The organism is Glaciecola sp. XM2 (genome assembly GCF_018595715.1).
Taxonomy (GTDB): domain Bacteria; phylum Pseudomonadota; class Gammaproteobacteria; order Enterobacterales; family Alteromonadaceae; genus Glaciecola.
This window is the reverse complement of sequence record NZ_JAHEOJ010000025.1, coordinates 82,438-107,852: the sequence shown is the minus strand read 5'-3', so window position 1 is coordinate 107,852 and position 25,415 is coordinate 82,438. Positions and strand designations below refer to the sequence as shown.

Annotated in this window: 27 protein-coding genes and 2 pseudogenes; 27 read left to right on the top strand and 2 right to left on the bottom strand. The window is 43.8% G+C overall.

The genetic code is table 11. The features are described from left to right. Window positions 1-86 precede the first annotated feature (86 nt). From KJ365_RS12515 to KJ365_RS16955, 10 genes and pseudogenes are all read left to right on the top strand, one after another. Window positions 87-1,478, top strand: coding sequence for an MFS transporter (locus KJ365_RS12515; RefSeq protein WP_214452008.1), 1,392 nt, complete (start codon window positions 87-89; stop codon window positions 1,476-1,478). 214 nt (window positions 1,479-1,692) lie between these two features. Further along, window positions 1,693-2,214, top strand: coding sequence for a single-stranded DNA-binding protein (gene ssb / locus KJ365_RS12510; protein ID WP_214452007.1), 522 nt, complete (start codon window positions 1,693-1,695; stop codon window positions 2,212-2,214). A 272-nt stretch (window positions 2,215-2,486) separates the two neighbouring features. Further along, window positions 2,487-2,636 (top strand): annotated as a pseudogene (locus tag KJ365_RS17100) (hypothetical protein); the annotation flags it as partial. After that, window positions 2,637-2,771 (top strand): hypothetical protein, encoded by a 135-nt coding sequence (locus tag KJ365_RS16960; protein WP_284731286.1) that lies wholly within the window; start codon window positions 2,637-2,639, stop codon window positions 2,769-2,771. Window positions 2,772-2,818: 47 nt separating this feature from the next. Next, window positions 2,819-3,139 (top strand): IS66 family transposase, encoded by a 321-nt coding sequence (locus KJ365_RS12505; RefSeq protein WP_214452006.1) that lies wholly within the window; start codon window positions 2,819-2,821, stop codon window positions 3,137-3,139. Further along, complete coding sequence (locus KJ365_RS12500) at window positions 3,139-3,234, top strand: hypothetical protein (RefSeq protein WP_214452005.1); 96 nt, start codon at window positions 3,139-3,141, stop codon at window positions 3,232-3,234. The genes KJ365_RS12505 and KJ365_RS12500 overlap by 1 nt, the downstream gene beginning before the upstream one ends. 746 nt (window positions 3,235-3,980) lie before the next feature. Then, window positions 3,981-8,246 carry an RHS repeat domain-containing protein gene (locus KJ365_RS12495; protein WP_214452004.1) on the top strand — a complete coding sequence of 1,422 codons (4,266 nt, stop codon included), beginning with the start codon at window positions 3,981-3,983 and terminating at the stop codon, window positions 8,244-8,246. 27 nt (window positions 8,247-8,273) lie between these two features. Next, window positions 8,274-9,167, top strand: coding sequence for an RHS repeat domain-containing protein (locus KJ365_RS12490; RefSeq protein ID WP_250884209.1), 894 nt, complete (start codon window positions 8,274-8,276; stop codon window positions 9,165-9,167). A gap of 35 nt (window positions 9,168-9,202) precedes the next feature. Then, window positions 9,203-9,748, top strand: a complete 546-nt coding sequence (locus KJ365_RS12485) for a hypothetical protein (RefSeq protein ID WP_214452003.1) — start codon at window positions 9,203-9,205, stop codon at window positions 9,746-9,748. Window positions 9,749-9,796: 48 nt separating this feature from the next. Next, on the top strand, window positions 9,797-9,928 hold the full coding sequence (locus KJ365_RS16955) for a hypothetical protein (RefSeq protein ID WP_284731285.1): 132 nt from the start codon (window positions 9,797-9,799) through the stop codon (window positions 9,926-9,928). Window positions 9,929-10,213: 285 nt separating this feature from the next. On the opposite strand, the gene KJ365_RS12480 is transcribed toward KJ365_RS16955, so the two are convergent. After that, the gene (locus KJ365_RS12480; RefSeq protein WP_214452002.1) at window positions 10,214-10,471 is read right to left on the bottom strand and encodes a hypothetical protein; all 258 of its coding nucleotides are present in this window, start codon (window positions 10,469-10,471) and stop codon (window positions 10,214-10,216) included. Window positions 10,472-10,492: 21 nt separating this feature from the next. On the opposite strand from KJ365_RS12480, the pseudogene KJ365_RS12475 reads away from it, so the two are divergent. Further along, a pseudogene (locus tag KJ365_RS12475) lies at window positions 10,493-10,831 on the top strand (integrase core domain-containing protein); the annotation flags it as partial. Window positions 10,832-10,911: 80 nt separating this feature from the next. Here KJ365_RS12475 and KJ365_RS12470 read toward each other — a convergent pair. Next, window positions 10,912-11,448, bottom strand: a complete 537-nt coding sequence (locus KJ365_RS12470) for a nicotinate-nicotinamide nucleotide adenylyltransferase (RefSeq protein WP_214452001.1) — start codon at window positions 11,446-11,448, stop codon at window positions 10,912-10,914. 243 nt (window positions 11,449-11,691) lie between these two features. Here KJ365_RS12470 and KJ365_RS12465 point away from each other — a divergent pair, with 243 nt between their 5' ends. Genes KJ365_RS12465 through KJ365_RS12390 form a run of 16 tightly spaced genes read left to right on the top strand, consistent with a single transcriptional unit; the run spans window position 11,692 to window position 25,265 of the window. Then, a complete protein-coding gene (locus KJ365_RS12465; RefSeq protein WP_214452000.1) occupies window positions 11,692-12,651 on the top strand; it encodes a type IV pilus biogenesis protein PilM in 960 nt (319 codons plus the stop codon). Continuing rightward, entirely contained in the window at window positions 12,635-13,261 is a 627-nt protein-coding gene (locus KJ365_RS12460; RefSeq protein WP_214451999.1) for a PilN domain-containing protein, read from the top strand. Before KJ365_RS12465 ends, KJ365_RS12460 begins: the two co-directional genes overlap by 17 nt. Further along, window positions 13,248-13,925 (top strand): type II secretion system protein M, encoded by a 678-nt coding sequence (locus tag KJ365_RS12455; RefSeq protein WP_214451998.1) that lies wholly within the window; start codon window positions 13,248-13,250, stop codon window positions 13,923-13,925. The genes KJ365_RS12460 and KJ365_RS12455 overlap by 14 nt, the downstream gene beginning before the upstream one ends. 1 nt (window position 13,926) lies before the next feature. Next, on the top strand, window positions 13,927-14,256 hold the full coding sequence (locus tag KJ365_RS12450) for a hypothetical protein (RefSeq protein ID WP_214451997.1): 330 nt from the start codon (window positions 13,927-13,929) through the stop codon (window positions 14,254-14,256). Then, entirely contained in the window at window positions 14,253-15,929 is a 1,677-nt protein-coding gene (mshL, locus tag KJ365_RS12445; RefSeq protein WP_214451996.1) for a pilus (MSHA type) biogenesis protein MshL, read from the top strand. The genes KJ365_RS12450 and mshL overlap by 4 nt, the downstream gene beginning before the upstream one ends. Before the next feature lie 4 nt (window positions 15,930-15,933). Further along, window positions 15,934-16,893, top strand: a complete 960-nt coding sequence (locus tag KJ365_RS12440; protein ID WP_214451995.1) for an ExeA family protein — start codon at window positions 15,934-15,936, stop codon at window positions 16,891-16,893. Next, the gene (locus KJ365_RS12435) at window positions 16,890-18,050 is read left to right on the top strand and encodes a tetratricopeptide repeat protein (protein WP_214451994.1); all 1,161 of its coding nucleotides are present in this window, start codon (window positions 16,890-16,892) and stop codon (window positions 18,048-18,050) included. The genes KJ365_RS12440 and KJ365_RS12435 overlap by 4 nt, the downstream gene beginning before the upstream one ends. After that, entirely contained in the window at window positions 18,050-19,885 is a 1,836-nt protein-coding gene (locus KJ365_RS12430; protein WP_214451993.1) for a GspE/PulE family protein, read from the top strand. Before KJ365_RS12435 ends, KJ365_RS12430 begins: the two co-directional genes overlap by 1 nt. After that, entirely contained in the window at window positions 19,885-21,117 is a 1,233-nt protein-coding gene (locus KJ365_RS12425; RefSeq protein ID WP_214451992.1) for a type II secretion system F family protein, read from the top strand. The genes KJ365_RS12430 and KJ365_RS12425 overlap by 1 nt, the downstream gene beginning before the upstream one ends. Next, window positions 21,118-21,570 (top strand): hypothetical protein, encoded by a 453-nt coding sequence (locus tag KJ365_RS12420; RefSeq protein WP_214451991.1) that lies wholly within the window; start codon window positions 21,118-21,120, stop codon window positions 21,568-21,570. A gap of 10 nt (window positions 21,571-21,580) precedes the next feature. Next, window positions 21,581-22,189, top strand: a complete 609-nt coding sequence (locus KJ365_RS12415; protein ID WP_214451990.1) for a prepilin-type N-terminal cleavage/methylation domain-containing protein — start codon at window positions 21,581-21,583, stop codon at window positions 22,187-22,189. A gap of 35 nt (window positions 22,190-22,224) precedes the next feature. Further along, a complete protein-coding gene (locus tag KJ365_RS16950) occupies window positions 22,225-22,746 on the top strand; it encodes a prepilin-type N-terminal cleavage/methylation domain-containing protein (RefSeq protein ID WP_284731284.1) in 522 nt (173 codons plus the stop codon). Between the two features lie 49 nt (window positions 22,747-22,795). Beyond that, on the top strand, window positions 22,796-23,353 hold the full coding sequence (locus tag KJ365_RS12405; protein WP_214451988.1) for a prepilin-type N-terminal cleavage/methylation domain-containing protein: 558 nt from the start codon (window positions 22,796-22,798) through the stop codon (window positions 23,351-23,353). Continuing rightward, window positions 23,343-23,936, top strand: a complete 594-nt coding sequence (locus KJ365_RS12400) for a type II secretion system protein (RefSeq protein ID WP_250884208.1) — start codon at window positions 23,343-23,345, stop codon at window positions 23,934-23,936. The genes KJ365_RS12405 and KJ365_RS12400 overlap by 11 nt, the downstream gene beginning before the upstream one ends. Further along, window positions 23,936-24,820 carry a PulJ/GspJ family protein gene (locus tag KJ365_RS12395; protein ID WP_214451986.1) on the top strand — a complete coding sequence of 295 codons (885 nt, stop codon included), beginning with the start codon at window positions 23,936-23,938 and terminating at the stop codon, window positions 24,818-24,820. Before KJ365_RS12400 ends, KJ365_RS12395 begins: the two co-directional genes overlap by 1 nt. Further along, complete coding sequence (locus tag KJ365_RS12390) at window positions 24,810-25,265, top strand: PilX N-terminal domain-containing pilus assembly protein (protein WP_214451985.1); 456 nt, start codon at window positions 24,810-24,812, stop codon at window positions 25,263-25,265. The genes KJ365_RS12395 and KJ365_RS12390 overlap by 11 nt, the downstream gene beginning before the upstream one ends. The last annotated feature ends 150 nt before the right edge of the window (window positions 25,266-25,415 follow it).

Sequence of the window (25,415 nt, the reverse complement as noted above, 5' to 3'; positions counted from 1 at the left end):
CCGACAGACTACTAAAACGCCTTTAAAACAAGTACACTTCGCGTCCTGAAAGTAGGTCAATACGCATCATTTGAATCGTAGGTTGAATGTCACAAAATACCCTAAATAAAGTTGAATTAAGCGCAGCGGCGAGTCTAGCGTCGGTATACGTGTTGCGTATGCTTGGGCTGTTTATGGTGATCCCCGTGATTGCGGTTGCGGCTTTAGAGTTTGAAGATTACTCACCTTTGTTGGTTGGTTTAGCTGTGGGTGGCTATGGTTTAACACAAGCGATATTACAAATACCGTTTGGTGTGCTGTCGGATAAATGGGGTCGCAAGTCGGTTATTTATCTGGGGCTGAGCTTGTTTTGCATGGGGAGCCTTATCGCGGGTTTTGCCGATTCGATGCTAATGCTGACATTGGGGCGTATTCTGCAAGGCGCAGGTGCCATTGCCGGAGCCATCATGGCGTTAGCCAGTGATGTGACCCGTGAATCTCAGCGCACAAAAGTGATGGCGGTCATTGGCGTATCTATTGGCTTTTCCTTTTACATTGCCTTGCTATTAGGGCCGGTATTAGCGGCATATATTGGTTTGCAGGGCATATTTTTACTTACCGCGGTGCTTAGCTTGGCATGTTTCCCGCTGATTAAGTGGGGTGTTGATACACGTGATGCGCAAGCCGCGCCTGCCGGAGATGCTTTACCAAAGCTCAGTCAGATTGGTGGCTTGTTCAAACACAGTATGCTGTGGCGTTTAAATGTATCGGTGCTGGTGGTGCACATGCTCATCACCTGTTTTTTTGTGCAAATCCCATTGTATCTTGTTCAACTAGATATGCCGCTTTCAGAGCACTACAAGGTTTACTCAATTGTGTTGCTGCTATCGGTAGGGGTATTGGCAGGCTTTATTTACCTAAGTAAGCACTTACCTCTAGGAAATAGCTTTCGATTGGCGCTGTTGCTGATGGCGCTTGGTTTCTTTTTGCTGATCGTGCAAACGCCAAGCTATTGGCTGATATGCGTCGCAGGTATTTTGTTCTTTGGCGGTTTTAATTTTCTTGAGGCGAAAATGCCAGCCTTGGTATCTTCATTAGCGCCTGCTGGGCAAAAAGGCAGTGCCATGGGCATATATGCGAGCCATCAGTTTTTTGGCGCCTTTTTAGGCGGTATTAGTTCGGGTCTGATGAATAGCTTCTTTGATGTCGAAACTACCTTTATCTTGTGTTTGGTTATGATATTTATGTGCACACTCGTTACGCGAGGCTTAAGCGCGGCAGAGAAAGTAAGACGAGTCACTCTTAGTATCCCCAATCGTGAAGCTGGCGCGCTTGGTGAGCAAGATAGTGTCTTAGAGCAACATCTTGAGGCTTTAAGAATGCTACCTGGTGTAAAAGATGTGATTGCAGACCCAATTGATATGGCCTTTTATTTAAAAGTTGACGCTAAAACCTTTAATTTAAAAGACGCTAAAGGGATCATTGGCGCCGATGCATAGCGAACTTGCAATAGGTTTGTCCCGGCTTTCTGACGTTTCGTACAGTTTTCTTTGTGAGTCTTTATAAATAAAATCTCCTGAATGATAGCGCGCAATGTCCGTCACGTTTGACTGGCATAATTGGGTTAAAACGCGTTACACTATCGGCATAAACATGACGTCTGCAGTCGCGATTTTTCAGCTGTTGATAATACGTACAAGATAAGGAATAGACATGGCCTCTAGAGGTGTAAATAAAGTTATTTTGGTGGGTAATTTAGGAAACGATCCTGAAGTGCGCTACATGCCAAATGGCAATGCAGTGGCGAATTTGAGCCTAGCCACGAGTGAAAGTTGGAAAGACCAGCAGGGACAGCAACAAGAGAAAACCGAGTGGCACCGTGTGACAATGTATCGTCGATTAGCCGAAATTGCCGGTGAATACCTGAAAAAAGGTTCACAAATCTACATTGAAGGTAAACTCCAAACCCGTAAATGGCAGGATCAGCAAGGTAACGACAAGTACACAACCGAAGTCATTGCTGACCAACTACAAATGCTAGGTGGCAGAATGGAAGGCGGCCAAAACAATGGCGGTGGATATCAGCAACGTCCACAACAAAATAACGCCAACCAAGGCTATCAAAAAATGCCGCCTAACCAAGGTGGCGCGCCTGCACAAGGTGGTCAACAACCACAGCAGCCGCCTAAAATGGCAGAGCCTGACTTTGATTTTGATGATGATATTCCGTTCTGACTTTCACTAAAGACTGGTTTTTGTTAAGTTTTTTTAATCTAGCCCAGTAAAAACAAATATTTCTAAAAAGTTTACATTTAAGTTCGTCAGGTTTGTTAACTTTTTTGTCATATACCCATTTTATTTTCACTAAGAATGTTGTTAATTTTTGGGTAAGCGCCCGGCAAACCACATATTTCCAAGTTAAGTCCAATTCTGCAGCATAAGACCTCAACTATCAAATAGAGGTCTCTATGCAAAACAAACGACGAACCAAATAACAGTGGCTACGCATTTTCGATGAGCAACAAAATAGCGGCTTAACCATTAAAGCGTTTAGTGAGCGCAAAAGTATCAACCTACAAACATTCCGCGCTCGAAAAAGTGATTGGAAGCAAAGAGATAAAAAGCAAGGCCGAGAGTTAGTTAAGATTGAAACACCAATGCCAAAACTCGTAGCGGCAATAAGCTGTTGGTTCACTGGTGTAGAGCTTGCCTGTGATGACTCGGTCAACTCGCAGTGGTTTGCTGCTATGGTCAAGGTAAAAAGAGCAGCGGCAAAGCCGAATGGGCGCTAAACCATATCCAAAAGCTCTGCCGCATTGAAAGGCAGCTTTAAGAGGCTATGCCGGATGAAATACACAAGGTAGGACAAGCGCAAAGCATCCCCTTACTCAAGCAGTTCGAAACGTGGCTCGTTAAATCAGGGCAACGGGTGCTGCCAAAAACAAAGCTACGCGTAGCCATTACCTACTGCTTAATTCAATGGGAGGAACTCAACACCTACACAAAAGGCGGCGATCTAGATATCGGTAATAACCGCGCTGAGCGAGCAATAAAGCCCTTCGTGATAGGAATAATTGGTTATTTAGCCATACCGCCAATGGTGTTGACGTCAGTGCCGTACTTTATAGTATTATCGAAACCGCAAACTCGAACGGGCTGATGCCCTTTGATTATATGATGCACTTGCTAGAGCAAGTAGCTGCGAAAAAGACCCATATCGAGCAACTGCTACCATGGCGGTTTGCCAAAGACTAGGTGGGATTACAATACGCTCACATTAAAAACTCTGTAGAAGCGATTGTAATTTTGAGGGGTTTTACAAGATCATGCTAGACAAGAATTCCAAAAAGCGTATGTAACTGAAAAGCCTCTTTAAGACATTGGTACTAATTTATGGGATAGGTATTTCGAAAAGGCACAATTGGTGGTCGGTCAAAATAATGGTTAAGAAGAAATTGCAAAATCCATAGTGTTGCGCCATCGACTATTACTAAACGGGTGAAACCATCACCTATGCGTAAGCTTAGGTTGAAGTCCGTGACATAAAGAAGCTTCTAGAACGCGATGAATTAAAAATGGAGATATTAAAAATTGTATGGTCAGCTCATCTGATAAAACAAGTCTACCGAGTTGATCATGCCACTTTTTTATTTACTGAATAGCTTTGGAAATGTTTGATATTTAGGTGCTACTACATTTTCAGAGTCAAAAACGCCAATCCCATATGTAATTTGGAAATTCCCCGAGAGTCTGCCAGAACTCTGCACCTGATTGCTATCGCCTGCTCCGGCAGCTCCCACACTTAGTAAACCAAGGCGGACCAAGTAGCGTTAATCCGTCTTATAGTCAAAAGAATTTTTTAGTTTAAGAGCAATGTTAAATACGTATTTGTAGTGCATCAGCATCAACAAATTTGTTCTTTCTGTAATATTATTGCAACTTTAGTTGAATACTCTTTTACCTAGAACAGTATAGCTTTTAAGTCCTAACGGAATATCATTTTGAAACTACATAAAAAATTCACTTTCGTTAAAAGTTCTGTTTGTAAATATCAACCAAACATAAATATCTTAATTTTTTTCACTTTCATTATCACTCTGATGTTTTCTTTAAGGCTTTCTGCTCAGGAGTTTGGGGAGGAAAATGGGTATGAGGAACATATAAAAAATGCGCAATCTTTGAGCTTCGTTCGAGAATTTGGAGAATCTATTTCACCGGTACTTGGCAGTATCGGCTGGTCAAAGTTGGATTTAAATATCCCACTAGCAGGTCCGGATATTCAAATTCGTCGCTCACTTACAACCTCTGCCTTTTATCCATTAAGCCCTAATCATTTGCCTAGTGAGATATTTGATTGGAATCTAGAATTACCAAAAATTTATTTGAATGTATGGCGATATAGAGAATCTAGTCTGACATCATGCGGTATGTCTTCAGTAAAAAATATGCAAGTCAGTATCCATGGTGTTGATGGATTTGACCCAGTTGGCAAAAACAATGCCGGTATTAGTTATCCATCTAATACAGCGATATATTTTGCAAATAACTGGATACTGCGCTGCCAAGCTTTTTCGTCGCGCAGCAACAGTCAAAATGCATCTGGACAAGCACTGCAACCGGTAAATACACAATTTGTCCTGCAGTCACCTACGGGAACAACATATCATTTTAGGTTTATGGCGCGACGAAGCTACAATAATGAAGTCGACGTCATGGTACTTGAAAATGTCTGGCAAACGCTTGTTCTCAGTGTTACCGATATTGAGGATCGGCATGGCAACTGGGTTACATATGATTACAAAGAAGTAATTGAAGACTCGAGACCTGACTTGCTCGGAAATCCGATGAAGACTCAATTATTGCTGACACACGTCCGGAGTAAGGCAGGCGCAACCGTTACTTTGAGAAATAACGGAAGTCATATTACTGGCTTCACTTACGGAGGCAAAACAGTAACCTACCATCCGCAGATTATGAACTGGTCTGGGCCGGCCCCATCAACAGAAATACTGGGGAGAGTGTCCATCGCTGACGACCAAGAGACATATGTATGGAAATATGTTCACAGTGAATGGGGAACACCCGCGCCAAGCGGACTTTATATAAACAAGGGATTAACCGGTATAATTAACCCTTGGGGCGGTAGAATAGATTATGAATACGAAGCGCGTATTTTCGGATGTAGCAGAAATCCGGCAGCCTGGCCCTTCTATGATTATTCATTGTCAAAAAGAACTTACACAGATTCAACAAGGACATATTCAGTAGATTACAACGTGACCCGTGACTACACTAACCCATCCTCACCGATACCTGCGAATGGTTTCGCCTACACTGAAGTTTCTTATCCAGATAGAAAAGAGCGCTATGAATATCATTGCGGTCTTTTTCAAAGCCGTTTTTTATCAGATCCTAAAGACCATAAATTATACAAAGTTGAAATAATGGACTTGTCTAATAACGTGATCAGAACAATGGATTATGAATATCAGCTTATTTCCCGTAACTATCAAAATAATGACTTTATATGGCATGACTCAAATGGCCCAGATAGGCTTGAACTCAAAAAAGTGACAATTGACAATAATTACGAGACCGAAGCAATCGCATTTGATAAATTTGGCATGCCAACTATCACAAAAGAGATAAATATAGCAGCAGCGACTCAACGATTTACAAAACGTGATTATTATAATGACGAATCAAATTGGTTTGTAGGATTACCATCCAGAAAATCACTCAGCACGACCAACAATAACTACACCATTGTGTCGCAGGTGGACTATCATTCTAGTTCATTAGGTAATACATCCTATGCAAACCGCGCACTTCCCTATCGAATATCTGAATTTGGCACATGGCGAAAACAATATGTGACCTATCACTCGACTGGCGAAAAGCGAAAAGTAGAGCTTAATCAAAACCTGATGAATAGTAGCACTAAGCGCTATATCGAATACCTTAATTATTATCGAAATGTTCCCAGAACAATCAAGATACCAAGAAGCGAATCGACTTCTGCGCAATACATGTACTACAGTGTCGATAGTCTGGGTCGCATTTTCAGGGAGACTGATTATGAGGGGAACTGCACGAATTACGCATACAATGGACTAGATTGGTTAGAATCCATTACACCTTGTGATAGTCAGTTTGCAAGAACAACAATGTCCTATTCATATGCAAATACGTCCGATGCTACGTTACAGTATGCGGATGTAGGAATGCTCAAGCAAACAATAAACAAAAGCGGCTACCAAAAAACAACGTTTTATGATGGCTTACTAAACCCGAGGTTAATAAGAGAGCGCGATACCGCAAGCAGTAACACAATTCGATTTAAACGCTTCAGTTATGACTCGGAAAATCGCGTCGCGTATGAGAGTCGGTTTCACAATAGCGCATCGACACCTCACGGTGTGTTCTTTAGTTACGATGAATTAAGTAGACTCTCCTTATTAAACGATAATACGTTTTCAGGTAACACAACATATGCTTATCTCAGTGGCGACAGGGTAAGTATGACAGACAACAAAGGGAACGTGACTGAAACGACATTTTTAGCCTATGGCACGCCAGCGTTAGAAATGCCGCGTGTCATAAACAGTCCAGAAAGCATGTCAACCACCCTTTATTACAATGTGTTCGACAAAATAACGTCCATTTCGCAAGGTGGTATCACTGAGCATCGCATATACAATGTAGAGCAAGAACTATGCAAAGTCGTTCGTCCAGATATTGGTAACAAAGCATTTGCCTTTAATAACGCCGGTGAACTAATCTGGAAGGGAGAAGGCTCATCCGTAAGCGGCTCATTAACGAGCTGCGACAACAGTATCAGCAGCAGCCAGCGTACTAATTATTTTTACAACAATTTCGGATTAACGCGACTCATAGATTACGGTGACAGCACACCGAATAAAACGTTCCAATACAATCGAAATGGCCAAGAGAAAAGACGAGAGTTTGATGGTGTTGTAACTCGATATGGATACAACTCATTAAATCTTGTCGATTGGGAAGACTTAAGCATTGACCAACATCTGTTTGAAGTTGATTACCAATACAACTCAAGAGGTGATATCTCCGCGATAGAATATCCAACAGGAGAGACGGTTGGTTTTTCTCCCAATGCATTGGGGCAACCTACCCGGACAGCAAATTATTCAACGAACGCACAATATCACCCTAACGGACAAGTTAAGAGTTTCACCTACGGCAATGGCATGGTTCACACCTTAACGCAGTATCCTAGCGGGCTTCCTAAAGATATGAATGATATAAGAAGCGGTGTAAAAGCCTTTGACCATTACTTTCAATACGATGCCAATGGTAATATGACATTCCAGCGTAATGATCTGAATGCACAGAATAACCTGGCGCTCACTTATGATGGACTTGATAGACTGGCCATTATTAGTGATAGCCATTTGGGTGCCGGCTATGTACTTTATGACAATATGAGCAATATCGAATACATAAAAATGGGAAATCATACTGTCAATCACAACTATGACCAAGATGGAATGATTAAAAACACAACCGGAACGATACTTCGCTCGTTTTCGCATGATATGCGCGGCAACGTGATAAACAACGGCACACAGACCTTTGTTTATAATTTAGCGCAACAAATGGAGTCGACAACACGCACAGGACAGACAACGTTTTATCGTTACACCGGCGATGATAAACGAGCGAAGAAAACAAAGTCCGGTGAAGAAATGTACTTTATGTACTCGTTTGATGGAAAATTGTTGTTTTCACTGGACGATGTCACTAATGAAGCGACCAACAAAATATATCTTGGTAGCAAACTCATTGCCGAACATAAATCTAACTTTATATTGCCACCAAATCCTGTGTCTGCGCTTGTTATTGCTGGCACGTCATACTCAACTTTTAGTAGCCAATCAGGTACGATCGGATTGACTCAAAACCTAGATAGTGAAACCAGCGATGTGATGAGTTGGAGTGCGCCTAATGCAGCTGTACGCATCGAATATCGAATCGACTTTGGCACAACCGGTCGCTCAGCGGGAAATCCAGACACACCGTGGACCCACTACAGCACTTATAACGCAGGTGCACATTCAGGCACATTAAACTACGACATAGGCCCTATAACCACCAGTAATGTCCCAAAAACATCTCAACCAACGGGAACTGACTTTGCAAAACTCTTTATAAGGGTGAGAGCGAGCAATAGTGCAGGCAACAGTGAGTGGCGGTATCTGCGGCCAATTTGGGTATTTAATAAGAGCTAAGGAATGGTGGAAAAGGATAGTAAAATTATGAAATCAACAGGAAAGGCCATGCTGCATATAAACTTACTAGTTTCGCTTCTGCTTTTTTCAAACTTCCTAAACGCCGAAGTTACATACTTGCATACCGACCATTTAGGGTCGGTAGTCGCTAAGTCAAATGAAAGTGGGCAAGTAACATACCGATATAGTTATGCGCCTTTTGGATTAGTTGATAATACTCAAGCACTGTCCAATAAAAATAGTTACACGGGCCATGTTTATGATGATGAATCAGACTTGGTTTATATGCAGGCACGATACCATGATCCGGTCATAGGTCGTTTCTACTCAAATGATCCAGTGGATGCAATATCTCATCTAAGTACCGCGAATGGCATACATGGATTCAACAGATATGCTTATGCCAATAACAACCCGTATAAATTTACTGACCCTACAGGCCTATGCTCATCAAATACAACTGATTCTGGCAGAGAGGCTTGTGAAACAGTAAGAGATACGGGAACCCAAGATGGAGCTAGCTATAAAGGAGAGAATGAGGACGGCGTACCCATATTTGAAGTTTCGTACAAGAGATCTGATATTTTAATAGATATAGAGGGTTTTAGTGAATTACAGTCCGATATTAATCAACTGCAAAGAGATACACTTACGATTACAGCAGGTTTGATGGCAGCACCCGTAGTAGCTGGAAATGCTATAGCTGGAGGAGCACTAGCAACAGAAGTATTGGTGGCGGAATTAGGCATCAAGCCAGTTGTAACAGCTATTGGAATTTCATTTTCTTTAACTACAAACACGGAGGGGCTACCCAATCCAATGAATTTAGGAAACGGTTCAGTAGAGTTCATTCAAAAAAGCCTTCGATCTCAAAAAATGAGAGTGAAAAAAGTAAAGAATGACACTGTTTATATTGAATAATGTTTTCATATTCATAAAGTATCGAGATTGAGTTTATGGTCGCTTTTTTAGATATGATTTCACCTAAATACAAAATACAAGTGGGACTCTTCTTACCGTCTATCTTGTTCATCATTGCTTCAGCAGCCTGCTTCATAATTTTTGAAACAGATGGTGCTAAGTTGGCCATCTTTGTCATTGGTAGTATCGTTTGCGGTTTATTGACAAAGAAAACTTACGACGGATATTTAAATACAAAAGGCTTGGGGTTTGGAATGGGTATAGGAACACCTTTGAATAAACCTTTGAAGATAAACACTGAGTCAATTACTGAGTGTATTTTTTATGCAACGTTTAGTTCAATGATTGCCATTGAAAATATGGTTGGTAATACCAGTGGTTTTTTAGGATTAATGTGCGTGGTACTAATTACTTTTGTTTTCGTTAAAACACTTGCACTGAAGTTCACACCGCGATTTTCAAAAATAATTGGCTATAAAAATTTCGTGATAATTGCGCTTATGACCATAATAATAGGTGTTGCTTGTACCTCATTAATTGCAGTTATCGCAGGAAGTTGGTCTTTCAATTTTAGAATATAAGATCAGGCACAACCGGTGGTGTTGTATCTTTTACGACGGAAATATAAGTTGAATCCAAAAGCATGCCGAGGACATCGCACTGAAATGCGAGGAGAAGACCGTCAAGAATGGCTGCAACTGGTTGTTATTTCGCTTGTGGTGATAGCGGCAGGCGGTCTACTCGCGTTTCTAGTGCAGTGATAAAACCATCACTCTAATATCGAACATTTTTGTGATAAAGAAATAGCGGGCGTTGATGCTATCAGCTTGCGCTTTTTTTGCTGATTTCTATTGGAATGTCCTGCCAATTCATTTTGGATCCGATGCTGAATTGGTTTGGAATGAGAGCTGGTTTTGAGTGGATTTTGCAATTGTAGAGTCCATAGAAGTCGGCATGCGCTCCGATGATATTTGGCTTTGATCCAAATAAAATCGGCATAGCTTAGGGCTCAGTAATTAATTATCGAAATTTTGGAAATTGCATATTTAATCAACGGTCATTTCATAAAGGGTTCCTTGCTCATCATATGGGTACATCAAGTCGGCAATAGAAATTTGATTTTCTGAAGGTCGTTGTTTGTTTAGTTTTTTTACCATCCAACGCAAGCCTTTACTTGAGGTTGGTGATAGCCTTCTAAAATTAGGCTCCTCATATATGCTCGCCATTTCATGAATGACTAAGTGTTTGTTAGCGCGGTGTTTCCAAAAGTAGAATTCTTCATGGCTAGTTAAGTCGTCAATCAATCCTAAATCTTCAGTGCGATGGTAGCAAGATGCCTAAACCAGATTATGGAACAAAGAGGTAAGCCTGATTCGGTTGTTTGTGACAATGGCACCGAATATACCAGCAAGGCAATGTTTTTCTGGAGTAAAGAAAGTGGCGTAAAGCTAAGTTTTATTCAACCAAGAAAACCGACTCAAAATGCCTTTGTTGAGAGCCTAAATGGTAAGTTTAGGAATTAATGTCTGAATCAACATTGGTTTAGAACTTTAGACGAAGCACGTTACGAAATTGAACTATGGCGAGAGCATTACAATAATGTTCGACCACATATTTCTTTGAATTTTATGTCGCCTGTTGAGTTTGCAAAACAAGCAGCATAGTATGAAAAATCTCATCCGTGGATTGGTACTAATCTCGGGGATAGGTCAGTGCACGCCATACTCGTTTTAGCAAAAGCGGGCTAAGTACCTTTATACAAGTCATGAGCGTTTATATGCTCTGCGACTTGCTTGGTGAGAAGCTTATCGACACTCAAGTTTTTTTTAATATTCTCTCTGGCCATCGTAGATCGCAATGGAAGGCGCTCCGGCACCGATAAAACAGACCATCTTTCAGTGATTTCATCGGCTTTATAAAATTTATCCCAATTTGCTTTATTATCAGGACCAATTACAAAGGTAAGCTTTGCATTGGGATACATTTCTCGTTCGAGAAAGTCTAGAAGGTCATACGTGTATACCGGCTGCTCGCTATTAGGCTTTACCTTGTGCTCAATCAATAGGTCTATCACCCGTGGGTCATTGATGTCACTTACGAACAGCGACACTAACTTTTTTCGGGTAGCATAATCTATCATTTGCTTCGAAAACGCGTGCCGTAACGACGGTATTAGCAATACCTTATCGAATGCTTTCTCGTCCTCTAAAACGAAGTTTATAGCGTCTTGATGACCTTTCGTTGGCGGGTTAAATGCTGAACCAAACACAGCTATATTCATCTATTTTTACTTTCCCTTTTCATTAACAAACCTCAATATGATCTGTTGCGTTTACTTTCCATTGTGCAGTTTAAATCAATGCTCAATGATTCTCTATAGATGCCGATAACTCCCTATAGAAAGCCCCTTAAAGATCTTGGCAACGTTTTTGCTTAATAGGCTTTAGATACATTTGTGTTTGACGCTTTTTTGACAGGTCACGGATGAAGTTCTCGTCAAAAAGCCCTACTAGATTTGAGAACTATGCGCATTAGTTGGAAGCAGTATTTTAAACAAAAATTCAGGAAGTCGCCCGAGTACTTCTCTGTTGGTATCGCCTTTACGGCGGAGCAAGTGTTGCTCTGCGCCCTTAAAAAGACTGATTCCGGCCTAGAGTGGGTGCTTGATGCTAGCTTTACCCATCAGTCATGGGCAAGTGCACTTGTTGATTACGTAAAAGAACATAATTTGCAGGGTACTTCTTGCTACTTTACGCTCACAGCGCATTGGTACAAGGTGCATCAAGTTGAGCGGCCAGAAGTTGCCGATGGGGAGTTGTTAACTGCCCTAAAATGGCCGATGCAGGAGGCAATTGGCAGTGCCACTGAGATGGTATACGACTACGCAAACATGCCTGTACAAGTCTCAGGTCAAAATAAACTCATGGTAGTTGCCATTGCAAGAAAGGAAATTGAAACCCTGACCCGCGCTATCTACGATGCCGATTTGGTACTAGAAAGCATCTCGGTAGAAGAGTTTGCCACGATGGAGCTTACGCCAAACAGTAAAGACGCGGTGATCACCTTAGTTCAAGAGCAAGGTGAAGACGTCGTGCTCAACATAGTGCGCGACGGACAGCTTTTTTTCAGCAGAAGAATGAAAGGGTTTGAGAATATCGCGAGCTTCTCGCAAGCCGAGCTCGATATGGGGATAACCGATTCACTTACCGTGCAAATACAGCGCTCAATGGACTTTTTTGAAAGCCAGCTGAGGCAACCCCCAGTAAAACGTATTCTTATCAAGCTCGATACCCCAGATATGGCATATATATGCAACAGCATTGCAGAGGCCATGGGGCTTCCTTGTGATTTGCTTGAGCCAGAGATTGAGTGCGGCGAACATCTTAACTTTAAAATGGCCAGTTTCAGCTGTTTAGGCGCTGCATATACAAAAGTGTCTGAAACAAATTTGATTGCGGAGGGTAGTGATGAAAGCCCGAATTAATCTATACCATAATGAGTTTAGACCCCAGTTTGAATGGATAACGGCACCGCATCTAATTGTGTTAACGGCGCTGGCCTTTATGCTTTGTGGTGGCGTCTACAGTGGCCTGTATTACTGGCAGCAACAAACCCAATTGATGGCCGATAATCTCAATTCTTCTATTCGCATGCAGCAACGAAACATTGATGAATTCACCCGCGCGTTGCAGACGCGTCAAGGCGATCCTGTGTTAGCCGGTAGGCTCAACGATCTGCAACGTGAACGCTCATCTCAAGACAAACTCTTGGTCAAAGTGAAAGACATGGCCAAGTTAAAGCAAAAATCATTCTCTACCTTATTTGATGCTCTGGCGTCATCTAATTCAAACTCATTATGGCTCACAGAGTTTACCGTAAATGAAGCTGACTTAACCATTAAAGGTAGTCTCTCTAAACCTTCAGCGCTTACTCAGTGGATTAACGACTTGAGTAAGACGACGTTTTTCAAAGGCCAAGAGTTCGATGATGCAAAAGTGTTGAGAGAAGATGGTCAGCTTACTTTTGAATTAAGCAGTGTTGTCACCGAACAAACGCTGTTGGTATCTCAGGGAGGCGAGAATGGCGCAAACTAATGACGCATCAGTCAAGCCTGGTCTGACCGAGCTTTTTATCAGGTTTGATGCTTTGGCAATGCGTGAAAAACGCATGATATTTATTGCCGTGCCTGTGCTAGTGCTTTTTGTACTTACGTTAACGGTTTTAGAGCCTTTATATAAAGATATTCAGTCAGCCCAAGCCAGAATGAGTACTCAACAGACTCAGCTAAGTGCTCTGCAACAGACAAGCGACGAATTAATGATGGAGCTCAAACGTGATCCAGACGCTCAGGTAAAGGTGCAGATTGATGCCTTGCAGCGTCAGCTCGGTATTATCGCGCAATCGTTCGATGCAGAACTCGGTGAATTGGTTTCGCCAAAAGCCATGCCGGTATTACTTGAAAACCTATTTGAAAAGGCCCAAGGCTTAACACTTCTTGAGATGCAGTCACTTGCGCCGGTACCGGTTTTTACCTCTGATAATAGTCAGCAAGAAGCACAATTGTTCCGTCAAGGTATTCGTATTCGCTTTCAAGGTGATTTCTTTGCTACTCAGACGTTTTTTGAAGACGCAGAAACGCTGAAATGGAAGCTTTACTGGAAGTACCTTAGCTACGATGTGGATTCGCATCCTATGGCAACCATCGAATTAGAAGTCTTTACCCTCAGCACTAGCGAGGCATTCATAGGTGTTCAATAACATGATATTCATTTGTTTTTTAGTATGCATGCAGTCAAGCGCAGTAGCGCAGCAGGACCCAACGCGCCCACCAAATGTAATGGCTCAACAATTGGCGCCTTTGCAACAGAAGGATACGGGCTTTTTGTTGACCGCTATTTTTAAACGTTCGCAGCAACACTACGCTGTGGTAAACGGTGAAGTCGTGCAAAAAGGTGACAAAATTTTGGGTATGCAGGTATCAGATATTGATGCAGTCAATGTGACCTTAACAGACACAGTCTCATCGGCAAATGACATTGTGTTGACTGTGAAAAGTGAATCAGGTTTAAGTAAAAGGGTGGTAAAATGAATAAGCGCACCTTACGGTCATGTATCAGCATAGCAGTTGCTGCAAGTTTGCTAGCAGGTTGTGACTCAACCTCTACAAGTGATATTGAGCAGCATCTAGCCAATGAGATTAAACGTGCAGACGCAACGAGCGAAGCGAATAATCAGCCCCTCACAAGCGTGCCAGAGGCTGTCACACAAACCCTCATGAACTCCATGCCAGATAGCGGCAGCGCAGAGCTTATTGCGGTTGAGAAGTACGATATCAATGCACGAAACGTTGATGCTGCGAGCTTCTTTTCAGGTCTTGTGAAAGATACGCCCTACTCGGTAGCGGTGCACCCTGAAGTGATGGGCACGATATCGCTCGATCTAAAACAGGTACCACTAGACAAAATATTTTCACTGGTGTCTGACCTATACGGCTTTCATATAGAAAAGAAAGGCACCATTTACCGCGTGTTACCAGCTGGCATGCGCACCGAAACCTTTACCGTAAACTACTTATTGATGCAGCGTGATGGTAACACCCAAACCAGCATCATCTCCGGAGGCGTTTCGCAAGCTGCTGGAAATGGCCAGGGGGGTGGTAATAACGCATTTCAAAATAACTTAGGTGGTAATGTAGGCGGTGGCAATCAATTAGGTGCTGGTGGTGTAAACGGCCCGAGTAATGGCACGAGCATTAACACTCGAAGCGAAACGAATTTGTGGAAAAACCTCGAAGAAACCTTGCGTTCTATGATTGGCAATACGGCTATTGACGGCCGTAATATCTTGATTTCACCGCAAGCGGGCTTGGTGACTGTTAGAGCTTATCCTGACGAGCTAAGAACGATTCGTAGTTTCTTGGCAGACACAGAAACGAATTTAACGCGCCAAGTTATCATCGAAGCTCGCATCCTAGAGGTGGAGTTGTCAGATGAATATCAACAAGGTATCAACTGGACGCAAATCGCATCAAGTGTAGGTAGTACGGACGTTACTTTCTCGACCGCGGCAGCAGCCTTAGGTAATTCTATTAGTGCGACCGTGGGAGGTGTAACGAGCTTAGCGTTCCTTAATGAAGATTTTAGCGGCGTTGTTGACTTGCTGGAGACGCAAGGAAATGTACAGGTCTTGTCTAGCCCCCGTGTTACCGCAGTGAACAACCAAAAAGCGGTCATAAAAGTGGGTGACGATGAGTACTTCGTGACCGATATCTCTAGCCAAAACACCATCACTGCAAATGCAACATCAATAGTGCCAGATATTGAACTAACGCCCTTTTTCTCAGGCATAGCCTTAGACGTTACGCCGCAAATTGACAAAAACGGCTCAATTTTACTGCATATTCACCCCTCTGTTATTGAAACACAAGAACAAGAAAAGGTGATTACGCTAAATGAAGAGCAGATTGTCTTGCCTCTTGCGCAAAGCACTATCCGCGAATCAGACACCATTATCCGAGCCCAGTCAGGTGAGGTGGTGGTCATCGGTGGTTTGATGCAAACCGTGAAGAGCACTATTGAAAGTAAAACCCCGTTTTTAGGTGATATTCCAGGGCTTGGCAATCTGTTTAAGAGCAAGCGCGAGAAGGAAGTGAAAAAAGAGCTCATCATCCTTCTTAAGCCTACGGTTGTTGACAAAGAGACGTGGAAGCAGCAGTTAGAGCAGAGCCGCTCGACCATGGCCGATTGGTTATACGTGGAGTAAATGCATGTATCTGTATCACTTTGGTATACGAGAGTTACCATTTACCTTAACCCCTAATACACAATACTTTTTTGGGCTGCCTAGTCATAAAGAAGCAATTGAGGTGTTGACGACGGCGCTCGATGCTGGGGAAGGTTTTATCAAAGTGACCGGCGAAGTGGGCACAGGTAAAACATTGATTTGCCGAAAGCTACTCAATGAATTAGACAAAAACTTTGTCTCAGCCTACATCCCCAATCCCTATTTATCGCCTATTGAGTTGCGAAAAGCAGTCGCTTCAGAGCTCAATGTTGAGCTTAGCGATGGGGGCGACCAACAAGAGTTTACTCAGCGCATTCAAAAGCGCTTGATTGAGATAAGAAAGAGCAAGCGCTCTGCGGTCTTGATTATTGACGAAGCACAAGCCCTACCCGATGAAAGCATTGAAGCGTTGCGTTTGATGACGAATCTGGAAACAGAATCTCACAAGCTCATGCAGGTGGTATTGTTCGGCCAGCCTGAGCTCAATGAAAAAATAGCACGCAAAGAGCTACGTCAATTACGTCAACGCATTACCTTCTCTTATCATTTGCAGCAAATGGATGCGCATCAAATTGAGCAGTACATTAGCCATAGAATGCGTGTGGCTGGACATGCCACTGGCAGTATCTTTGAGCCTGGCGTGTGTGAATACTTACAAATTGCGAGTCGCGGGACACCGAGAATCGTCAATGTTCTGTGTCATAAAGCGCTAATGTTGGCGTTTGGTGAAGGTAGCAAGACGGTTACTCAAACCCATATTCAATTAGCAGCAAAAGACACCGAAGCGGCCTTTGCGATACCAAAATCGCGCTGGTTTAGTTGGTTACTACCGAGTGCGGCGGCTGCACTCGTTGTGCTGATGTTAGGGGCAGCGTATATGCCTACTGATGAGGCGCACAGCGTAACAAATGCATCTGATTCAGTGTTGCAGGTGGCACCATGAGTGTAGTCAACAAAATGCTGCAAGACTTAGAGTCTCGCAAACAGCATCAAGCATTATCGGCAGACTATGTGCCGCGCCAAACTAGTAAAAAGCGAGCATTTGGCTTTCGTGCATATGCAATAGCGGGTGTATTTTGTGTAGCCGCTTCATCAGCATTAGCATATCAATGGCTCGGCAACTCAGAAAATTCAGTACTCGTACAAATTGAAGACGTAAGTGAAAGTGCGCCCAAGCAGGCTGTCGACAAAAAAGATGAAGTGCTAGCAAGCATGGCTAGCGAATCTTCGACAGCTACAGTCGATTTAGGTCCTACACTACCCGATACTCACGATTCAGAACCAGCAATTGAGAACGCTTTAACTAATGATGAGAGCGCTACATCTGCGCTCTTTGCTCAAGCAACACCTGCGGTAACACCAGCGCCAGAAGCAGTAAATGAGCCCAATACAACATTAGTTGAAACCGCACCTGAGAGCACAGAGCATGTCGCGCCATCGCAACAACAAGTCGCGTCGGTAGCAACGCCTATTGAAAAAGATGAACCTACGGGTGTTTTTTCTATGGCACCGAGCAATGGTGGTAAGGCGCAATTATCGTTACTCAGAGAGCGGGCTCGTATTGCATTAGCTGATGACGATAAAGTCGCCGCAGTTGAGGCATTGCAGGCCATTGTGACGGATTATCCTGAGGATACCCGAGCGCCAAAACAACTCGCTTCGTTATTGTTTTCACAGCAACGTTTCAGAGAAGCTCAAGCCATCTTAGAAAACGCGCTTAGTCGTTTGCCTGCAGATAATGCAATGCGCATCATGCTATCACGTATTGCCTACAAAACCGGCAATATACAAGGGGCATACGACACCCTTGCCGCACACCCGTTTCCGAAGCTCGCCGAAGTAGAGCTACTGAGCTTTAGAGCTTCACTAGCGGAGCGCTTAAAGCAGTATGAATTGGCAAGTGATGATTATCGTCTACTGTTAGCTAAAGAGCCTCAAAATGCAAAGTGGTGGCTCGGGCTTGGCGTTAGCCAAGACAAATTATCGCGAGTCTCTGAGGCAATTGAATCATATCAACAAGCTCAGGAACTTAATCAGTTGCCGGCGCAAGTCAGTGGCTTTTTAAAAGAGCGCATTACTATATTGGCGAGGCAAAGTTAATGAACACAGAAACGCCAGCAGCATCGAAGACCAATGCACCGCGCGCTAAGTTACGACTCGGTGACTTATTGGTTCAGAACAAACTCATTGATGATGGGCAACTGCAAGAGGCCTTGCAGGAGCAACGCAAAACCGGTCGAAAACTCGGTGCGACCTTGATTGCAATGAAGCTGGTAACAGAAATGCAGCTGTTGCAGTTGCTCTCTGAGCATTTGAAAGTAGTCTTGATAGACTTATCAGACTATCGGGTCAACCAAAATGCGGTGCGATTGCTTCCTGAAATTCAAGCCCGTCGATATCGTGCATTAGTAATAGACGATAAGGGCGACACACTGCTGGTGGCGATGACCGACCCTGCCGACCTGAATGCAGTAGATGAATTAAGTGCTAAGCTCCCTAAACCCATTGAAGTAGGTGTGGTAAGTGAATCTCAGCTCTTTGCTGCGTATGAAAATTTTTATCGAAAAACCGAAGAAATTGCATCCTTCGCCACTGAATTAGCAGATGAATATGACGATGAAGTCGAGTTTAACCTCGGCGGCACCATGGACGATGAGCAAGACAACTTGGTCGCCAAGCTGCTTCAGTCGATTTTTGAAGATGCAGTAATGGCTAAGGCGTCAGATATTCACATTGAGCCTGGCGAAAACCAACTTCGCATTCGCCAACGTGTTGATGGGGTTTTGCAAGAAAACATCATCCCGCAGAGCAATATTGCCGCGGCGCTGATTTTGCGTCTAAAACTGATGTCTGGCCTAGATATTTCCGAAAAGCGTCTACCTCAAGACGGCCGAACGCAATTTAAAGTAAAGAATCGTGAAATTGATGTGCGTGTTTCTACCATGCCTATTCAGTATGGCGAGTCGGTGGTTATGCGTTTGCTAGATCAATCAGAAGGTGTGCTATCACTCGAGCAAACGGGCATGCCTGCAGGGATGATCACGCGTTTTAGACGCTTGTTGAGTCGTCCCCATGGCATGATTTTGGTAACAGGTCCCACGGGGTCGGGTAAAACCACTACCTTGTATGGTTCGTTGAACGAGTTAAATCAACCTGAGAGCAAAATCATTACGGTTGAAGACCCAGTGGAATACCGACTACCGAGAATCAATCAAGTACAGGTCAACCCCAAAATAGACCTTACGTTCGCAAATGTTCTGCGTACCACCCTTCGTCAAGACCCGGATATCCTGATGGTGGGGGAAATGCGCGATCAAGAGACCGTCGAAATTGGTTTGCGCGGAGCATTAACTGGACACTTGGTGCTATCTACCTTACATACCAACGACGCCATTAGCAGCGCCATCCGATTAATTGATATGGGTGCACCAGGCTACCTCGTGGCAAGTTCATTAAAAGGCATTGTCGCGCAGCGCTTGGTGAGAAAGCTCTGTGAACGCTGTGCAGTCGATGCCCAGCCTGATGACGAAGCAAAAGTTTGGCTGTCGCAAATAGATGAAGCTTTGACTACACATACCTTTAAACACGCAGGTGGATGCCAGTCTTGTAATTACGTTGGTTATAAAGGTCGAGTGGGTGTATTTGAGCTACTAGAAATGAATGAACCGATGATGAAGGCGCTGAAAAATGCCGATACGGCTGAGTTCAGTTATCAAGCCAATTTAAGTGAGGGGTATCGCGCACTGGCTTTGGCGGCTTTAGATTATGCCAAACAAGGTATCACTAGTTTAGATGAAGTCATGAAATTGGTTGAAATCGTCAACAATGATGGGTCGGGCGGGAATGAGCAGCCTCTTGAGCAGATAGACATTGCTAAGGCGCAAGCAAAGCAAGGCCCGAAAACTGATGGGTTTAGTCTCGAGGATGTCGACTAATGGCAAGCTTTACCTATACAGGGCGCACAGCTCAAGGTGAAGTGACGTCTGGCAGTCTTGAATCAAGCGATGAGCAAAGCGTTGCTAAGCTTTTGCTCGCTAAAAGCATCACGCCAATAGACATTCAGGCAAAATCAGCAACGACAGCTAAAGCAAGTGCAAGCACCTCAAAAGAGGTGCAGATACACTTTTTAACGCCAAAAGTGGCGCTTGATGACTTGGTGATTTTTTGTCGTCAAATGTACTCGTTAACCAAAGCGGGCATTCCAATTATTCGGGCGATTAGCGGTTTAGCAAATACGCGGTCTTTGCGCCTGCGGGCGGCACTGCTAGACGTGATGGATAACCTTGAGAAAGGCCGCAACTTATCATCGGCAATGTCACAACATCCAAAGATATTTTCACAATTGTTCGTGAGTATTGTGCATGTTGGTGAAAACACCGGCCAGCTAGACAGTGCGTTTTTACAACTCTCACAATACTTAGAGCGCGAGCAAGAAACGAAAAAACAAATCAAGACCGCAACGCGCTATCCCACGTTTGTGGTATTTGCCTTAGTCGCGGCTTTAGTGGTGATGAATATATTCGTGATTCCGGTTTTTGCTGGCATGTTTGAAAAATTTGATACCGAGTTGCCATTAATGACGCGCATTTTGCTTGGAATGTCGGGTTTCTTCATTCATCAGTGGTACGTATTGCTGGGCACTATATTGGTATGTGTTTTCATAATTAAACATTACAAAAATACCCAAACTGGTCGGATTAAATGGGATCATTGGAAACTAAAACTCCCAATTATTGGAGACATTGTTGAGCGCTCTTTGCTAGGACGATTCTCCCGCAGTTTCGCTCTAATGCTAAATTCGGGGATCCCTTTGACTAATGCCCTTACGCTGGTGGCAGATGCAGTTAGTAACGCATACATGCATGAAGCAATTATCAATATGCGCAGACGCATCGAAAAGGGCGAGAGTTTAAGCCGAGTGGCAGCAGCAAGCGGGCTTTTCACGCCGTTGGTGATGCAAATGATTCACGTGGGTGAAGAGACCGGTCGGGTAGACGAATTACTCTCTGAAGTAGCCGATTTTTATGAGCGCGAAGTAGAGTACGACATTAAAAGTTTAACCTCAAAGATTGAGCCTATATTGATTTCAATTGTTGCGGTGATGGTGCTGATACTGGCATTGGGTATCTTTACGCCAATGTGGGACATGATGGGCGCAGTGAGTTAAATGTACTCCCCCAAGCTGATGCACATTTTATTGTGTTTATTAGTCGTCGCGGTCGTGTATTCAGTGGCGGTGAAATATTTGTTTAAAGACGACGCGAAATGGCAGCAAGTAAGTTTGGCGAGCCTAGCAGCTCAAATGGAGCATGGCATACAACAAATGTATTGGCAGTGGCAGCAGGAAGGGCGTCCATCGTCGATAGTGTATCAACCAGAGCATGCAGAGCAGGCGATGGTGATACAAATGAATAAAACAGGCATTCCTGTTGTTGGAAACGACGATAAGGCATGTGAAATCGTTTTAAGCTGGTTTGTACAAAAAGCGGCGGTAAATACATTTGTACAAGCCAAAAAAGTGATAGGCAATGAAAGAGACGGAAAAGGCAATGGCTGTGAGTTTACGTTGGCAGAACGCACCATTTTTTACCAATCAGACAACGCCACAATTTTATACTAAGGCAAATACTATGATTAATTCTAATGTTACATCAAAGCAGCACGGTTTCACGCTGATTGAACTGGTTATCGTTGTGGTCATTTTGGGCCTACTAGCAGCGACAGCTATTCCGCGTTTTTTAAACGTGACCGAAGATGCTGAAGATGCGACCGTTGAGGGTGTTGCAGGTGGATTTGCAACTGGTGTGGGCTTAGTAAGAGCCCAGTGGGAGTTAGACGGGCGCCCACAAGATAATCTGGCTGCCAATCAAACATTTGTCACGCTTGACGGTGTGGACATAGGCGTCGATAGCGACACAGGGTACCCAACCGGACAGCTAAGCAACGATGCAAGCTCAGAGGACGATGTGATGAACAACGCAGACTGCCAAGCCGTTTTTACTCGCATCATGCAAAGCGCACCTTCTATTACTACCGTTTGGGATCCAACAGTGGCTGATGAGTTCACCTATTTTACTAACGTAAACAGCGGTGCAGGTGGAGCTGGAAACGACGTTTGTCAATATTATTTACTACAAACGGTTAAGAATAATGTCGCACAGCCGACAAATACGACTACGGGCAATGGTTTTGTTTACGATCCACGTCTTGGGCAACTTCAAATATTTAGCAATAACTAACGCACCACATACAGCGTGCATATGAGGATATGATTATGAAAACACAACGCGGCTTTACTTTGATTGAGTTAATCATCGTTATCGTTATTTTAGGCATATTAGCGGTAACCGCAGCGCCTCGCTTCATCGACATTCAGTCTGATGCTCGCGTGGGTGCATTAAATGGTGTGAAAGGAGCTTTGCAAGGCGCTTCACAACTAGTTTTTGCGAAATCTGCCATCTCTGGCGTACAAGATTTAGATGCTGGTGCGACGGGTGCAAGTGTTTCGATTAACGGTACCGACATCAATACTAAATTTGGTTATCCAGATGCAGACAGTTTTACCACGCTTGAATCAAGCGCGGCTGCTGGCGGAGCACCTGCAGTTGTTGGCCTCGATACATTTGTGGATTTAGATGATAACGATTTAACGTTAATTCCAGGCACTGGCTCAGACGACACTTTCCAGATCGCATTTGAAGGTGAAACGGCTGCTGACAACTGCTACGTGCAGTACGTAAGCCCTGCAGCTGAAGATACTTTGCCAACGATTACTATCGTAAGCACAGGTTGTTAATTAAATGCCCCACGGGGCATTTATCTACCCTTTGTTGAATGAGTGAGTTATGCACTTTGCTCGTAATCGGTACGTAACAACATTTAAGCAGCTTCGCGGGTTTACCCTCGTGGAGCTGATTGTTGTTGTGCTGGTTTTAGGTATTGTGGCTTTAGTTGCCGCTCCTCGCTTCGCCTCAACAGGCACGTATGCCGAATTTGCGCTCCAACAGAGACTGCAAACCGCTTTGCGTACCCTCCAGATTCAATCCATGTACGACACTCGTTCGGGTTTTTGTTACCGGCTGAATATTGATAGTTCAAGTGCTCCTGCATTTGGGCCAAGTACCAACAACTATCAGGCTGCAAACGCTGCGCTTAGTTGTTCTAGCAGTATTGATTTTACCTTACCCAGATACCTTCGCACTGATGCAGATGAATTATCGTCTGATGGGATCAGCTTAACCGCTTTAGATTCTGGTGTGGCTACTACTTTTGTTGCTTTTGACAATATGGGACGAGCGCAAACAAGCGTTGGTTCTTGCGCCAGTGGTTGTGAAATTGCTTTTGTAGGTGAGTCTACCGCGCGCCTGTGCATCAGCGCGCAAGGATATGTGCATGACTGCTAAGCGATGGCCCATGCAACAAGGGTTTACATTAGTCGAGCTGATTGTGGGTATTTTAGTGTTCGCCGTTGCCCTAGTGTCATTAGCCAATGTGTTTTTACCACAAGTACGCAAAGGTATTGACCCGATATGGCAAGTCAGGGCGGTGACCCTTGCTCAATCATTAACCAACGAAATACGCGCAAAAGCCTTTGACGAAAATACACCTGTCGTCAATGCAGGTGGCATATGCGGTGGCCCTTTGGCGTGCACTGCGAGTGCTAATTTTGGTCCAGATGCAGGAGAAACCCGCAGCTTTTTTGATGATGTGGACGATTTTCACGGTCTTACTTTGTCTGGCTCAGACATCGCTAACTCTCTTGGCATTAATACGACCTTCGCGGGCGTTGATGTCTATGAGGGATTTAGCGCTTCTGTTGAGGTGATGTATGACGATAATCAAGATGGGGTAAACGACGACGACCTCGACCAAGACAGTAATCTCGATACTGGCACTTTGGTGGGCAATCGAAAGCTAGTAAAAATTACCGTGCAAACTCCTGGTGACGAAAACATTGTGTTTTCGATGTTTAGGAATAACTACTAATGAACCAGCGGTGTATCACAGGTCACAAAAATCAGCGCGGCTTCACTTTAGTTGAGTTGGTCTTGGTGATCATTATTTTAGGCATCGTCAGCATTGGCATTTCTGGCTTCGTCAGAAGCGCAACGTCATCTTATTTAGACATGACGCAGCGAGAAGCCTTATTACGTGATGGCAGTTTTTTTGTTGAACGTTTTACCCGTGAGCTCAACGATTCTGTGCCTAACTCCGTGCGCATCACCGGCAATGCGAGTACACATTGTTTGGAGTTTGTGCCTCTTGCATGGAGCACTTATTACTTAGATATTCCGCTACTTAATGACACGCCAGTCGAGGCGAATGTGATTGAGTTAGTCAGTATTGATGGTCAGCAATATGTGCCCGATGCAAATGACGTAGGCATTGTATACCCGCTTAAAGCGGATCATGTTTATGGTGTGGTAGATGCCGCGAATCCCGATGACATTCGCCAACGCGCCATACTGAGCTGTAGCGATGATGATGGAAACTGCTCAACGAACAATGATAGTGACCAAGTAATCCAGCTTAATTTAGCCGATGGGTTTTTTACCAACTCACCCGCTAAACGTCTTTATATTGCCGATACCGCAGTCAGTTATTGCGTGCGAAACAATGCAGTTTTTCGCCATGAAGCAAGCATTAACCAAACTCAAACGCTCTACACTAGCGGCGGCGTTTTGATGGCCGAAAATGTAAATAACGTGCTGTCGGCGAACCCGACAACAAGTCCTGGTGCACAAGACCCATTTCGTTTATTTGATGCCTCACTGAGACGAAACGCTTACACACAAGCTCGTTTTTTATTCACGCGTGATGATGAACAAATCAGCTTTTTAAAAGAGGTGCACACGCCAAATGTACCGTAGTCTTATCAACAACACGATTTATAGACGCGCCCAACGCGGCAGTATGCTGGTCATGGCGCTGTTTGTATTAGTGGTTCTCACGCTACTTGCGGGTACGATGATTACGATTGTATCGGGTAGCTCCAAAAGTGTGGTGCACGAAGTATATGGGTTACGCGCGCAGTATGCTGCGCAAGCAGGGCTAGAAAACTTGATTGCACAAAGCTTCCCAGCCGGATCTACAGCGCAAGTGTGCAATACAAATACCAGCAGTACGCCAAGTTTCTCTGGGATTGATGGCTTTAGAAATTGTCGTTTTGATGCGCAGTGCACGTCACAAGAGATAAACTTTAACGGCAGTAATCACCGTTTTTATCGTTATGCGAGCACCGGGTTTTGTGACACAGGAGATGGCGTGGTAAGTCGCACTTTGTTTGTTGATGCGATGCAGGAAAACGTGCCTTAAAAGGTGTATTTGTCAAACCTTGTATAGCATCAAAAATATTTGGATATGAACAATTTGCATGATCTGATAGTCATAGTCGCCATGATTACCTAAAAAGACCGTGCTTTAGCGAATAAAACCCCTGTTGTAGCTTGCTCAAAAGGCGGTGCG